General features: G+C 59.7%; 13 protein-coding genes. 10 read left to right on the forward strand and 3 right to left on the reverse strand.

What is annotated here, in order from left to right:
• Positions 1 to 78: 78 nt before the first annotated feature.
• Both A3M3_RS0101405 and A3M3_RS0101410 read left to right on the forward strand, forming a co-directional pair.
• Entirely contained in the window at positions 79 to 1,143 is a 1,065-nt protein-coding gene (locus A3M3_RS0101405) for a substrate-binding domain-containing protein (protein WP_028264821.1), read from the forward strand.
• Positions 1,140 to 2,816, forward strand: a complete 1,677-nt coding sequence (locus A3M3_RS0101410) for a DUF2142 domain-containing protein (protein WP_028264822.1) — start codon at positions 1,140 to 1,142, stop codon at positions 2,814 to 2,816. Before A3M3_RS0101405 ends, A3M3_RS0101410 begins: the two co-directional genes overlap by 4 nt.
• Before the next feature lie 98 nt (positions 2,817 to 2,914).
• Here the strand turns inward: A3M3_RS0101410 and A3M3_RS0101415 are convergent, their stop codons facing one another.
• Genes A3M3_RS0101415 through A3M3_RS0101425 form a run of 3 tightly spaced genes read right to left on the reverse strand, consistent with a single transcriptional unit; the run spans position 2,915 to position 6,131 of the window.
• Complete coding sequence (locus tag A3M3_RS0101415; protein ID WP_028264823.1) at positions 2,915 to 4,324, reverse strand: sugar nucleotide-binding protein; 1,410 nt, start codon at positions 4,322 to 4,324, stop codon at positions 2,915 to 2,917.
• A gap of 3 nt (positions 4,325 to 4,327) precedes the next feature.
• Positions 4,328 to 5,326: a dTDP-glucose 4,6-dehydratase gene (gene rfbB / locus A3M3_RS0101420; protein ID WP_028264824.1), complete on the reverse strand. Its 999-nt coding sequence runs from the start codon at positions 5,324 to 5,326 to the stop codon at positions 4,328 to 4,330.
• A gap of 34 nt (positions 5,327 to 5,360) precedes the next feature.
• The gene (locus A3M3_RS0101425; protein ID WP_028264825.1) at positions 5,361 to 6,131 is read right to left on the reverse strand and encodes a glycosyltransferase; all 771 of its coding nucleotides are present in this window, start codon (positions 6,129 to 6,131) and stop codon (positions 5,361 to 5,363) included.
• A 123-nt stretch (positions 6,132 to 6,254) separates the two neighbouring features.
• Here A3M3_RS0101425 and A3M3_RS0101430 point away from each other — a divergent pair, with 123 nt between their 5' ends.
• From A3M3_RS0101430 to A3M3_RS0101465, 8 genes are all read left to right on the forward strand, one after another.
• On the forward strand, positions 6,255 to 7,493 hold the full coding sequence (locus A3M3_RS0101430; protein WP_028264826.1) for a polysaccharide biosynthesis protein: 1,239 nt from the start codon (positions 6,255 to 6,257) through the stop codon (positions 7,491 to 7,493).
• Between the two features lie 10 nt (positions 7,494 to 7,503).
• Entirely contained in the window at positions 7,504 to 8,436 is a 933-nt protein-coding gene (locus A3M3_RS0101435; protein ID WP_028264827.1) for a glycosyltransferase, read from the forward strand.
• Positions 8,437 to 8,450: 14 nt separating this feature from the next.
• A complete protein-coding gene (locus A3M3_RS0101440; RefSeq protein WP_035741199.1) occupies positions 8,451 to 9,203 on the forward strand; it encodes a glycosyltransferase family 2 protein in 753 nt (250 codons plus the stop codon).
• Positions 9,203 to 9,586 carry a DUF2304 domain-containing protein gene (locus tag A3M3_RS0101445; protein WP_028264829.1) on the forward strand — a complete coding sequence of 128 codons (384 nt, stop codon included), beginning with the start codon at positions 9,203 to 9,205 and terminating at the stop codon, positions 9,584 to 9,586. Before A3M3_RS0101440 ends, A3M3_RS0101445 begins: the two co-directional genes overlap by 1 nt.
• 8 nt (positions 9,587 to 9,594) lie before the next feature.
• A complete protein-coding gene (locus A3M3_RS0101450) occupies positions 9,595 to 10,482 on the forward strand; it encodes a glycosyltransferase (protein WP_028264830.1) in 888 nt (295 codons plus the stop codon).
• A gap of 10 nt (positions 10,483 to 10,492) precedes the next feature.
• Complete coding sequence (locus A3M3_RS0101455; RefSeq protein ID WP_197023095.1) at positions 10,493 to 11,407, forward strand: glycosyltransferase; 915 nt, start codon at positions 10,493 to 10,495, stop codon at positions 11,405 to 11,407.
• Between the two features lie 65 nt (positions 11,408 to 11,472).
• Positions 11,473 to 12,336 (forward strand): glucose-1-phosphate thymidylyltransferase RfbA, encoded by an 864-nt coding sequence (rfbA, locus tag A3M3_RS0101460; protein WP_028264832.1) that lies wholly within the window; start codon positions 11,473 to 11,475, stop codon positions 12,334 to 12,336.
• A 9-nt stretch (positions 12,337 to 12,345) separates the two neighbouring features.
• Positions 12,346 to 14,310 (forward strand): DUF6541 family protein, encoded by a 1,965-nt coding sequence (locus A3M3_RS0101465; protein WP_028264833.1) that lies wholly within the window; start codon positions 12,346 to 12,348, stop codon positions 14,308 to 14,310.
• Positions 14,311 to 14,322 lie beyond the last annotated feature (12 nt).

The following is a 14,322-nucleotide window of genomic DNA, read 5'->3' on the forward strand; positions in this document are numbered from 1 at the left end:
GTTCATTGCGAGGAGGTTGAGACGTTAGGGTTATCAAGACGCAAGTCTCAGCTATACCCGTAATCGAAAGGACCCCCGGTGCATCATCGGTCGATTCGCCGAGCGACAGGATGCCTCCTGTTCCTCGGCATCAGTTTGGCCGCTTGTGCCAGTCCCCCCGCTAAGCAGCAAGACATCCGCGGCGCGCTTACCGCCATTGGAAGTCCCATTCAAAGCGATCCGATCGGTGCTTGGGCAAGTGCCTGGCGGAAGACCAACCCAGCGACGTCGTTGAGCTACTCACCGGACGGCTCCGACGTCGGACTTAACGCGTTGGCAAACGGCCAGGCCTACTACGCTGCACTGGACGCCCCGTTGACGGCACAGCAGCAGGGCTCAACGAAAGCCGAATGCGGCCCCGGCGGCGCATTCAGCATCCCCACCTCGGTGACCTCAATCGGCGTCGTCTTCAACATGCCAAGCATCCGAAGCCTCAAGCTCAACCCGGACGTACTCGCGAAGATTTTTTCCGGCAATATCAATCGCTGGAATGATGGGGCAATCGCGGCGATCAACCCGGGAACCACGCTTCCGGACGCACCCATTGTGCCCGTGACGGCAAGCGCTCCTTCAGCTTTGACCTCCGCCAGCACGCGTTATCTCTCCCGTTCCGCCAACTGGTCCACAGGAGTGACCAGCAAGTGGACCAAGGTCCCGGCCGGCCAAGAGGTCAAGAACTTCAGCGACCTCGGGAAGATGGTTGACGATACCGCCGGCGGAATCGCCTTCATGGATTCAGCTTCGATTGGGTCCCGGTTCGATACAGCATTGTTGTCCTTCGGCGGCAGTTTCGTCAGGATGTCGAAAGACTCCGTGGCAGCAGCCGTCCAAGACGGTATGACTTCAACGGGAGAGACGGGGGTCGAATTCCGTCTTCCAGACAACACCGACAACGGGTATGCATTGGGGAACGTGAACTACCAGGCATTTTGTAGCAGCTACAAGAACGAGCAAATTGCGTCCCTTGTGAAGTCGTGGGCGCACTTTGTGGTGGGCGCGGACGGTCAGGTTTCCTCAACGTATTTCGCCGGAGTGGCCTCTCCCAGCGAACAATCTTTACAGGATGCTTCACTCCTGATTGACAAGATCGGGAGCGACAAATGATCAATCAACCAGCGACCAAGGGTCCCGCTCGTCTCGGGGATTCGGAACAAGAGCTCCGGCCTTCGGGACGGTTCCGGTCCCGCGGTCGAAATGTATCGCCTGCTACCAAGGCTGGCTTCGGATTCTTCATCCGGGTCTTTGCACTGTTGGCCGCGCTGATTTCCTTATGGATCCTCGCCACACCCCTGATGGCCTATCCCGATGAGCCGGCTCACACGATCAAGGCGGCAGCCGTGGCGCGGGGCCAGTTCTTCCCGGCGCCCGGCGAATCTTTTGGCAACGGCATCCACGTCCAGGTTCCGTCGTATATTGCCAACATTGATTCCCAACGCTGCTTTGCATTTCTCAAGGCGCAACCCGCGGGTTGCGCACCTGCTATCCCGGTCGATGACACTTACACCACCATCGGCGTGACATCAGCGGGCTTGTACAACCCCCTCTACTATTGGTTCGTCGGACTCCCCAGCCTGTTCATGTCCGGAGCTCCAGCAATCTTTGCCATGCGGATCGTCAGTGGACTCATGTCCGCAGCTTTCTACGCCGCCGGTTTCACCGCGTTGTCCAGGCTCCGCCATCCCAAGTGGCCCATGGTCGCAGCCGCAGTGGCCACGACGCCCATGGTCTTCTTTCTGGCCACCGGAGTCAATCCAAACTCGCTCGAAGTCGCAGCATCGATGGCGGCGTTCTGCGGCTTGGTCTCTGTCCTTGAGAACTCAAGGAAGCTCCACCTTGCTCGTCCCGGCATCCTGGCAGTCGGAGTTTCAGCCGCGACGTTGGCCAATACAAGGAATGTCTCCTTGTTGTGGCTCCTTTGCGGAGCGATTGTGGCTTGCCTCTTCTTCCGGGGAGCCGACATCGTCGCAATTTTCCGCAACCGCCTCTTGCTCATCGTTGCCGGACTGTCCGCAATCGGAGTGGCTCTGGGGGTTATTTGGAACTTCGTCATGTTGGCGGCACCCCCGTCTGCCGGCGAAGCACCTGCCGGCATATCCAACGCTGTCGAGGGTCTCCGTCCCTCCAACGCCTTTGTGACGATGCTGGACCGGTCCTTCGATTTCGTGAACCAGTACATCGGCGTTGCGGGATGGCTTGACGCTCCCGTGCCCCAAGCCGTCCTGATGTTCTGGAATATGCTGCTCCTCGCCCTCCTGTTGATGGTATTCCTGATGCGCCCCGCGCGATTGCAATTAGGTTTCTGGGCGGCCATTGGGATGCTAGCCGTAGTTCCGGCTTTGGTTCAGGCCGCCCTAGTCACGAGCAGCGGGTTTATTTGGCAGGGTCGGTACAGCCTGCCGTTGTTCGCCATCGCGGTCATTTCGGCCGGGCTGGCGTTGCGCTTCCGCAAATTCCAGGCCAATCTCACCAGTCGGACGCTGACGAAGATCCTGCTTTGGGCTGCGTGTGCCGCCCACGTTTACGGTTTCGTGTACATCTTGCGACGCTACGTCGTGGGCATACCGGATTTCGCGAACTGGCTGGTGATGTTCACAAAGCCGGATTGGCAGCCGCCTCTCTCTTGGGAGGTTCTCACGTTGCTTTTCGCAATTGCGCTGGTGTTTGCGGCTTCCAAGCTTTATCACTTCCTGTACCCTGGGCTGCCTTTCCTCCCGGCCCCCGTCAGCCGCGCGCTGCACTGGGCGGCACGCCGCCAGTCAAGCGACGCAGCCAAGTAAGCAGGCCATCGGGAAACGCCAACCGGTACGGAAAAGCCAAACAATAAAGGTCTGGCCAGGCAACGCCTGGCCAGACCTTTATTGTTTGGTCGTATCAACTAACCCCTAAGGTACGCAGCTAGTCTGTCCGCGCTGCTGGCCGGAACGAATCCGGCATCCTTGATCTTGCCCAAATCGAGAGTGCTCCTCAGCGGACGCGGCGCCGCGGCTTTGCCGGAGAAGTACTCTTCGGTGCTTACTCCTGTGACGTCGGCCGCCGATGCGCCGCACAGCGCGTAGACCTCTCCGGCGATCTCCGCCCACGACTGCGGTTCGCCATCGTTGCTGATGTTGTATATGCCATAGGGAGCGTTCGAATCCAGGAGGTGCTTGATTCCTGCCGCAATATCTTCCGTGAAGGTAAGCCGCCCGATCTGGTCGTTGACGACGCTCGGCTTGACTCCGCGGTTCGCGAGGGCGGCCATGGTCCGGACGAAGTTATTCCCTTCGCCGATCACCCAACTAGTACGTACGATGTAATGCCGAGGAACCACGCTGGCGACCGCGTCACCGGCGGCCTTGGTCTGGCCGTAAACTCCCAACGGAGTGAACGGTTCGTCCTCACTGTGCGTCTCGTTGGTGCCGTCAAAGACGTAGTCCGAAGAAATGTGGACCAAGGTCACATCAAACTCGACAGCTGTCCTTGCCAGCCGGGTGACTGCAGCGACGTTCGCTTCCCACGCAGCTTTCCTGCCGTCGGCGCTTTCAGCTGCATCGACGGCTGTGTAGGCGGCCGCGTTGATGATCGTCGAGTAGTTCCTCCAGTTGCGTCCCCCGAATGATTCTTCCTTGGACAGGTCAAAGTCGGCACGCCCGACAAACTCCGCGGTAGCGTCGCCGTCGTACAGTTCCCGCAAGGCCTTGCCAAGCTGGCCGTTGGCCCCAACCACGAGGATCTTCTTGGCCGGCATCGGTGCCACATCAGCCAGGCGCGGATGCGCCTTGTCCTTGTCCGAGAGCTCCGCTTGGTCCAACGGCACCGGCCAGGCAATGGCCGCAGTTTCGTCGGCGAGGTTCAAGAAGGTGTATTGGCTCTGGGCGTCGGCCGACCAATGGTCGTTGACGAGGTAAGTGTAAGCCGTGTTGTCCTCAAGCGTTTGGAACGCGTTGCCCACGCCGCGGGGAATGAAGATTGCCTGACTGGGATCGAGTTCCGCGGTAAAGACCGCACCGAATGACGGCCCCTCCCTGAGGTCGACCCAAGCGCCGAAAATCCGGCCTGTGGCTACCGAGATAAACTTGTCCCAAGGCTCGGCGTGGATGCCCCGCGTTGTTCCGGCCTTCTCATTAAACGAGATGTTGTTCTGCACCGGACGGAAATCCGGCAAGCCGAGTGCCACCATCTTTTCACGCTGCCAGTTTTCCTTGAACCAGCCGCGGTTGTCGCCGTGGACAGGCAGGTCGTAGAGCACGACGCCGGGAATCGGAGTTTGGTGCGCGGCAAGTGGTTTCGAGAATTCGAGCGTCATCGCTTACTGGCCCTGTTCCTTGTAGCGCGCTTCGGTTGCGGCCTTTTGAGGACGCCACCACGACTCGTTGTCGCGGTACCACTTGATCGTGTCCTCGATACCGGCGTCAAAATTCGAGAACTGCGGCTCCCAACCGAGTTCGTCACGCAGTTTGCTGGAGTCGATCGCATAGCGCAGGTCGTGCCCAGGGCGATCCACCACATGGTCGTAGGCATCTCGGGGCTGGCCGGCATGCTCGAGGATGAGCTCGACAACTTCCTTGTTGTTCTTCTCGCCGTCGGCCCCGATCAGGTATGTCTCGCCGATCCGGCCTCTGTCGATGATGGCCAGCACGGCCGAGGAGTGGTCGTTCGCGTGGATCCAGTCTCGGACATTTTCGCCCTTGCCGTACAGCTTGGGCCGGGTGCCGTCGATGACGTTGGTGATCTGCCGCGGAATGAACTTCTCGACGTGCTGGTAGGGACCGTAGTTATTGGAGCAATTGCTGATGGTGGCCCGTAGTCCGAAGGAACGGACCCAGGCCCGAACAAGCAGGTCGGATCCAGCCTTTGTGGAGGAATACGGGCTGGACGGGTTGTAGGGCGTGTTCTCGGTGAAGCGCTGCGGGTCCCCAAGTTCCAGGTCCCCGTAAACCTCGTCGGTAGAGATGTGGTGGAAGCGCTTGTCATGCTTGCGGGCCGCTTCGATCAGCGTGTATGTCCCAATGATGTTGGTGTCGAGGAACGGCCGGGGGTCATGCAGGGAATTGTCGTTGTGGGATTCTGCGGCGTAGTGAACTACCACATCGCAGTCTGCGACGAGGCGTTCGACCAGCTCGGCATCGGCAATATCACCCTGGACGAAGTGGAACCGGTCTTCCGGTAGGCCGTTCAGCGATTCCCGATTGCCCGCGTACGTGAGCTTGTCGAGGACCGTGACTTGGTTGTCGGTATTCTCGAGGACGTAGTGGACAAAGTTCGAACCGATGAAACCGGCGCCGCCGGTGACCAGAAGTTTCTGCATGGCACCAGCCTACCGAACGGCACGCTTCGCTCGCTTACGCGGCAAGCGCTCGGTCAGCCCCGCGTACCCTGCGGACTGCTTCGAACACCAAGCGGAGGATCATGAACCGCGCTTTCACGATTCGTGACAGTGATCTCCACCCGGCCGGTGTTTGGTTCTCGTCATGCAGGCGCCGAAGGATGATCGAATCATCCAAATGACGGATCGATTGCGCAACATTGCCGCAGATGGCAAGCCAAAGATCATGGGACTCATGGACGTAGCCGGGAATCGGCACAAAGTAGCTCAGCGCGTCCCGGCGGATCCCCATCGCGCATCCATAGTAAGCGCGGTAACCAATCAGGATTGCGAACAAGTTGGCGAGGTGCCTCGTCGAGTCCGACGCCCGGAGGCGTGGGATCCACGGGCGCGGTCCTCCACCGAGGACATCGAAGTTCCCGGCAACAACCTTGTGGTCCTCCAACGCCGTCAACATGAGTTCCACCCGACCCGGGATCCATACGTCGTCTTGGTCGGAAAGCATGATGAACTCGCCCCGGCTCAAGCCCACCGCCTGCTCAAAGGTCCGCACATACCCTTTATTGACTGACGATGCGATGAAGCGGATCCGCGGATCCGTGATCCTCTTGACTACGGCAGCCGTGTCATCCGGCGAGGCGTCGTCCACAACTACTAATTCATCGTTGGGTCCAAGGTCCCGGAGGATGGAGTCAATCTGCTCTTCGATGTAGCGGGATCCCTTGTAGGCCGCAAGGCAGACACTCACACGGATTGCCTGACCCTCCGGTGTCGTCGAATCGTTCATGCTGTCCACTCTAGGCGAGTTGGCTTTGGTGGGTAGCTCGGGCGGCCGCGGCCACCCGGGGGGGCGGGGCGTAATCGCGTATCATCGAAAGGTCACGCAATCGAGCAATAGGACCCACAAGTAATGAAACCCGTGTTGCTTCGACTCGCAGGCTTCACGCTGCTCCCCCTGCTCACGTTGGTTCTGCCATTCCTTTTGCTGCCTGTTATTTCCCGGGTCGCAGGCGCGCCAGGTTGGTCGAGCATCACCTCCGGCCAGGCAATCGGCGTGTTCGCCGCCACGATTATCCTGTGGAGCTGGAACATCTCGGGTCCTGTGGCCGTCGCCCGGAGCCGGGAGCCACACGACCGCGCGTCGATCTATTCAAAAAGCATGCGGACGCGAATCGTCATTGGCGTTCTGGTCCTCCCCATTATGAGCATCATCGCCGCCTTCGTGGCACACGATGGTTACCGCCTCGACGCGGTCACTATGGCGTGGTCCACCGCTCTTACGGGATTCTCGCCGGCTTGGTACGGCATCGGGACCGGTCAGCCGCGAATCCTTGCCGTTTACGACACAATCCCCCGTTTTTGCGGAGCGTTACTCAGCGTGCCCTTGATTATCGCCACGGGCCAGATTTGGATTTATGGCGTCTTGGCTGTTCTCGCGACCATTACAGCCTCCGTGGCGTTCCAGTTGCGATTCGGGGAACCCGGGACCTGGTTCCCTCGGCGTCCGGCAAAGGTCGTCCGCGAAATCCTTCCCGACGCGGGAACGGCCGCAATCAACTTTGCCGGTAGCGCTTATGCTTCCTCCCCCGTCCCGATTGCAACTGCGACCGTCCCCTTGGCGACCGCCACCGCCGGTTTTGCCTCCGCCGACAGCATCTACCGCTTCGGGCTATTCAGCGTTGTGGCCGTCGGAAACACCTTCCAAAGTTGGACGCTTGAGGGCAAGCCGGAAGGCGCACGACGGCGGCACGAAGTTGCGCTCGTGACCCACCTCGTCCTCGGGGCGGCCGGGGCCCTCGGACTCGGTTTCCTGGGGCCCTGGGCTTCCGGGATCCTGTTCGGCGATCCAGTCAAGGCAGACTCCTTGACGTCTGCGTTCTACGGGCTTTCCTTCTTTTTCCTCTCGGCTTCCACTCCCCTGATCAGGAACCTTCTCATTCCCGCCGGTCACCAGAAGACCGTCCTCTTGTGGACCGGGCTGTCGGCGTCGATCGGCGTCGCGTTCATGGTCGTAGCAGGCTTGGGGTCGAATGTCCCTGGTGTTGCCCTTGGTATGGCACTCAGCGAAGCTCTGCTCTTCTTCGGTCTTCTAGTTCCGGCGTCCAGGGTGCTGCCTGCCAAAGCACAAGCTATAAGTGTGGACGGGTAGGATCATCTCCGTGATTGAAAGTCCACAACGACGAACGGCAGCTGTGATCGCCGCGTTCAACCCCGACAACGAGCTGCTCACCAACGCTGAATCGATCGCAGCGCAAGTCGACGAACTCATTGTCGTCGATGATTGCAGCACGTCGTCGGCAGCCGAATCGATCTTTGATGACCTTGCCGCGACCGGAGTAAAGGTACTGCGGCTGGGAAGCAACTCCGGCATTGCGGCCGCGCTGAACCGCGGTATCAAAGAACTGGAATCGTCCACGCGCCCGGATTTTGTACTGACATTCGATCAAGACTCCCTGCCGGTCCGGGAATACGTCGCGAACGCGCTCGCCACATACGACCGCGCGGCGTCCGTGGGGAAAAAAGTGGGTTTCGTGAGCGCAGAGACGTTCAGCGGGCATCGAGTTCCGGTTCTCGGAGCCTCCAACGGAGTGTCAGAGGCTTTCGACCCCATGCAGTCCGGTTTCTTCATACCGCTTTCCACTTTGGCCCATGTCGGAAACTTCGAGGCCGGCTTTTTTATCGACTGCGTGGATTCGGAGTTCACCGCGCGAGTGAGGGCCGCTGGCTATAGCATCGTCATTGGATCTGGCTGCGAAGTCAGGCACCGTCTCGGAGCGCGCCTACCCGCAAAGGTGTTCGGATGGCCACTCCGACTCCGTGGTAAAGATCTGTCCTTCAACTATTACTCACCGTTCCGGATGTACTACATCATGCGTAACGGGACCACTCTTGCCCGCAGGTACTGGCGCAGCAACCCAGCATGGGTCCTCCGCCGCATGGTGGAGGACGCGAAAGCACAGCTTCTCCGCTTCGCATTCAGCCCGGATAGGCGTTCTCTAGCGATCGCCGCTTGGGAGGGGGTCGTCGATTCGTGCCGCGGAAGGCAGGGCCGCATCAATCAGGATCTCCTCAACCGCATCCAGCCACGATGACATACAGGAGAACAATGGAAATTCATGACTCAACTCGGGTCCTCGTCATCATGCCAGCGTGGAATGAAGCTGAGTCCGTCGGCGACACGGTGCGGGAAGTGCTGGGCGTCGGAGGTCCCTACGATGTGCTGGTCGTCAACGATGGATCCACGGACGACACCGCGGCGCTAGCCGCCGAAGCCGGAGCAACGGTGCTGAACCTCCCCTTCAACTTGGGCGTCGGAGGCGCCATGCGCGCTGGTTTCAAGTACGCCAAGCGGCTGGGCTATCGACAGGTGATCCAAGTAGACGCCGATGGCCAACATGACCCCCGGAATATCGGCGAAGTCCTCGCGGGGCTGGAGCATGCCGACATTTCAATTGGTGCCCGATTCGCAGAAAAGGGCGAATACATAGTAAGCGGCCCTCGAAAATGGGCAATGCAATTTCTTGCAAAGGTGATCTCCGGCCTGGCAAAAACACGTCTTACGGATGTGACGTCCGGATTCCGGGCTGCCAACGATCGCGCCATCAGCCAGTATCTGGACCACTATCCCGCAGAATACCTCGGCGACACTATCGACTCCCTCGTCGTGGCCATCCGTTCGGGATGCAAAGTGACGCAGATTCCCGTGGCGATGCGCCCTCGGCAGGGCGGAACCCCCAGCCACAACCCTGCGAAAGCCGCAATCTATCTCGGCCGTTCCACCTTCGCGCTGCTCTTCGCGCTGACCCGTAAGCGGTCCACCATTCCGTCCGTATCATCGTCGGCCCAGGAGGCTTCCTGATGGGAAATCTGGCTGCTTTCCTCCTCGCCTTGGCGATCGTGGGGATCGTTTTCGAAATGCTCCGGCGCAAGAAACTCCGTGAGAAGTACGCCGCGCTTTGGCTCGTCGTCGGCATTGGAACCTTGGTCCTTGCGGCGTTCCCGCGCTTGCTAACCATCGTTGCCGAACTCGTTGGCGTGCAGCTGCCATCGAATCTGCTGTTCATCATCAGCATCCTGCTGCTGCTGGGGGTCTGTTTGCACCTCTCTTGGGAAATCTCCGTGGTCGAAGATGAAACCCGGACGTTGGCGGAAGAAGTTGCGATCATGCGCGCCCTCCTCGAGCAACTGCAGACCGCCGAAACCGCAGAGGACGACACTTCCACACCCTCCGGCCCGAAGTAAGGAACCGAATGGCCCTGGACATCTTCATCCCCTATTGGGGGGATCCTGACTTCATGCGGCAGGCAGTCGACAGCGTACTTGGCCAGGATTCGGACGACTGGCTTCTGACTGTTGTGGACGACGCCTATCCAGGTAATGAGGTCCGCAGATATCTGGAAGAAATCAACGACCCCCGGATTCGCTATATCCGCAAAGAAACCAACCAAGGCATCACCGAGAACTTCCGCACTTGTGTGTCACTGGCAACGCAAGACGCGCTTGTCGTCATGGGTTGCGACGACGTCCTTCTGCCGAACTTCGTGGACGTCACCCTTCGCGCGCACCGGGATTTTCCGAACGCCTGGATCATCCAGCCTGGCGTGGAAGTGATCAATGAAACCGGGGAGTCCACCCGGCCGATCGTTGATCTCGTGAAGCAACACGTGGTCAAACCTCACGGATCCAAATCCAGGGTGCTCAGTGGCGAGAAGCTTGCGGTAAGCCTCCTTCATGGCGACTGGCTCTACTGGCCGTCGCTGGTTTTCCGTCGAGACAAGATTCACGACTTCGATTTTCGCGATGGTCTTCACGTGATTCAGGATCTCGGGTTGATCATCGACATGGTCTTGGCTGGAGCAGAGCTCCTCATCGAACCAGAGGTATGCTTCGCGTACAGAAGACACACCGGTAGTGCCTCCGCCAGCAAATTGCTTGACGGTTCCCGGTTCGCTGGGGAGCGCGGATACTTCGAACTTGCCGCTGAGCTCTGCATGAACAAGGGTTGGCGAAAGGCGTCCAGGGCCGCGAAGTTGCGCCTCACCTCCCGGGCCCATGCCTTCCTCCTCCTGCCCGCTGCGGCGCAACACGGCAGCCCCGCAGCCGTGCGCTCCCTTCTTCGGCATACTCTTGGAAGATAGGGAAATCGACTTGCAACCCGATATTGAACCGCCGATGCTGCTGACCAAGGTTGCCGCCGTTGTCACAGCCTTTCGTCCCACCTCGCAATTGATCGAAAGCGTCTCGTCCCTGCGTCGGCAACTGGCCACCGTGGTGGTAGTAGATGATGGCGGAGGTCCGGGTTTCGACCAGATCTTCGACGCCGCCGCAGACGCCGGCGCCATGGTGCTGCGGCTCGAAAAGAATTCCGGAATCGCTTCAGCTTTGAATGCCGGCATCGACTTGGCGCGCACAAAGGCGGTCGACTACATCATCACGGTGGACCAAGATTCGCTCCTGAGCACCGACTATGTCCGCCGGCTAGTAGACGCCGCTGACTCTGCAGCCGCCGCGGGTGTTACTCCCGGCCTCGTATCGCCCGCACGAATCCATGGCAATCCCGTCAAGACGGCCGGGTCAAAATCGGGAGTCCCGCTCGGACGGGAGCCCATTCAATCCGGATTGCTGATTCCAGTTTCCACCCTTGATAAAATCGGCAACTTCTGGGACGGACTGTTCATAGATCTGGTGGATACCGAATACTATTTCCGTGCGCTTGATGCAGGGCTTCCGACGGTCCTTGCGGATGCAGAATTCGATCATTCGCTCGGATCGTTTGTCGATGCAAATATATGGGGCAGCAACATTAGATACCAGAATCGGGTATTGAAAGTACGCATTGCAGCTTCCTGGCGCTATTACTACATATTCCGGAACAGGATTCTCGTCGGCCGCCGATATGCGAAAGTTCACCCGGTATGGATTGCCGGCGGTCTGTTGCTGGACCTGAGGCATCTCCTGTTCGTCACCGTCCTGGCCCCGGGGCGCAGTGCCAGGCTCAGCTCAGCGTTGAGAGGGCTTGTCGACGGCGTCCGCGGCCGCAGCGGAAAGGGCCACAGCAGCTAAGCTCCGTCCCGCGCCAACGACCGCTGGTTTTGCCGGGGACTACCCGGTGAGGGATGATGTAGATCATGCGTGGAATCATTCTTGCCGGTGGCACCGGCTCTCGTCTGCACCCGATTACTCACGGCATCAGCAAGCAACTGGTCCCGGTCTATGACAAGCCGATGATCTACTACCCCCTTTCCACTCTCATCCTGGCGGGCATCCGCGATGTCTTGGTGATCACCACCCCGCATGATGCCGAACAATTCCAACGGCTTCTCGGCGATGGTTCCCAATTCGGTATCAACATTTCCTATGTCCAGCAGCCTTCGCCCGACGGCCTTGCGCAAGCATTCATCCTGGGCGAGCAGCACATTGGAAACGAGACTGTGGCGCTTGTCCTCGGTGACAACATCTTCTACGGCCAAGGCATGGGCACGCAGCTTCGGAAACATGCAGACATCGAGGGCGGTGCAGTCTTCGGCTATTGGGTAAAAGATCCCAAAGCGTATGGTGTGGTCGAATTCAATGAAGCCGGCAAGGCTATTTCCTTGGAAGAAAAACCCAGCCACCCCAAATCACATTATGCGGTTCCTGGGCTCTATTTCTACGACAACGATGTCGTAGATATCGCGAAGAACCTTACGCCGTCAGCTCGCGGCGAGCTGGAAATCACCGACGTCAACCGGAAGTACCTCGAGGCGGGGAAGCTCCACGTTGAGATCCTTCCACGAGGCACTGCCTGGCTCGATACCGGGACCTTTGACGACCTCAATGACGCCTCCAACTTCATCCGTACGGTGGAAAACCGCCAGGGCCTCAAGATCGGCGCTCCCGAGGAAATCGCTTGGCGCCAAGGTTTCCTTTCGGACAACGAACTGCGCGAGCGCGCAGAGCCGCTGATCAAGAGCGGCTACGGAGCGTATCTCCACGGCTTGCTCGAAGGTTAGCCTCGGCCTGTGTGGTGGTCTGTCCTCCCGCAATTGATCGGTGCTGTCCTTTTATTGCTTGCTCCCGGCTTCCTTGTAGCCTGGGGTTTGCGCTATCGGGGCTTCGACGCGCTGGCGCTCTCCCCTGCGCTGTCGGTAGGCGTGATCGTCATAGCTTCGACGGTGAGCCCCTTCTTGCATGTGAGGTTCAACCTCCTTCCGGTCGCTGTCGTGGCCGTAGTGCTCGGCGGGATCGCGTGGTTCGTTTCCCGGTCCCGTCCGCGCGCCGGAACGGTGCCGGGGTCCGGACTTTGGCGGAGCGCGGCACCATTTGTTGCCGGGCTTCTTGCATTCGTAGTGATTGGCGCCAGGGTCATGCAGGCCATCGGCGCCCCGGAACATTTTTCCCAAACCTACGACGCCGTCTTTCACCTTAACTCCGTCAAATACGCCCTTGATACCGGGAACGCGTCGTCCCTGACGATCGGCGACATGACCGGTGGGGGGTTTTATCCCGCGGGTTGGAACGCGGTTGCAACGTTGGTCGCGTCCACCTTTGGGCTGGACGTACCCACCGCTGTAAACCTTACGAGCGTCATCCTTGGTGCAGTGTTTTGGCCGCTGGGCTGCCTCTTGGCAGCTCGGTGGACCATAGGCCGGTCTGCCGAGGTTGCTCTGGCAGTGGGCGTAGCCTGCGCCTCGCTTGGCGCATTCCCGCTCCTGATGATGGACTTCGGCGTCCTGTACCCCAATCTGCTGTCGATCAGCCTCCTGCCGAGTTCAGTTGCCCTTGCCGCTGCAATTTTGCGGGTGTCCCCGGACTGGGTTCCGCGGGACCTACCGGCGGTCCTCGCACTCTTGTTGAGCCTTGCGGGTCTGGTTGTTGCGCATCCCACCACCTTCATGGCGTGGCTGACGTGGACTGCCCCTATGGTGGGGTTCCTTTCATGGAAGACCATCAAACTCCGGAAACGGAATTTGCTGCGGGTTTGGCATCCCAGGTTCACGGTCCCCCTGATCAGCTATTGCGTGGCTTTCGTTATTCTTTGGGCCTTCCTCCGGCCGCCACCGGACGCATCATTCTGGGGCCCATACCATACGGCCCCGCAAGCCCTGGGCGAGGCGATTGTCTTCTCGCCCTTGGACTTGCCAGCCGCCTGGTTGGTGGCACCGCTTGCACTACTGGGCCTGTGGGCAGCCGCACGGCAGCTTCGGTACAGGTGGCTCGCCGCAGTTTTCCTGATCTTCACTGGGCTCTTCGTCGTGGTTTCAGGGTTCCCGATTTCCAGAATACGGAGCATTCTGACCGGCGTTTGGTACAACGACAGCTACCGCATCGCAGCGCTGTTGCCCCTGGTCGCCGTCTTGCTTGCTGCCGTGGGGGTCGAGTGGATCTGCCACAATCCCTACATACGGCAATGGTTCAAGCGGGTACTTCTTCGAAGCGACTCACGGACCCTCCCTTCCGGTCTCCGGACCGCCCTTCAACGCGGCGCGGCCTTTGTCCTCGTCGCACTTGCCGTGCTCCTTGGGCAAGTGGGCGGAGTCAACAAGGAAGTTGCGCAAGCATCATCGAAGTACGCTTTGACGCCGAATTCACCTTTGGTTTCGAGCGATGAATTGCATCTGATCCAGAGATTGCCGGCCGACATTCCCCAGAATGCGATCTTGCTCGGGAACCCGTATACCGGGGCTTCCCTTTCCTACGCCCTCGGCGACCGCCGTTCCGCCCAGCTCCACATTCTCAGCTACGTCTCCCCCGATCTCCAGGAGATCTACGATCGTTTGGCAAACGTCACCGGCGACCCGGATGTTTGCAGGGCAGTCCGTAGTGAGCACTCCTACTACGTCTTGGACTTCGGCCTCACCGAAGTCCATGGCGGAAACCATACTCCCGCCGGCCTCCTGCACCTGGATCAAAACCCCGGAGTCAAGCTAGTAGACAGCCAGGGCCCTGCCAAGCTGTACAAGATCACGGCTTGCGGAGACAACTAGGCCCCGCACGGC

The organism is Arthrobacter sp. MA-N2, from assembly GCF_000517125.1.
In the GTDB taxonomy this organism is placed as follows: Bacteria; Actinomycetota; Actinomycetes; order Actinomycetales; family Micrococcaceae; genus Arthrobacter; species Arthrobacter methylotrophus.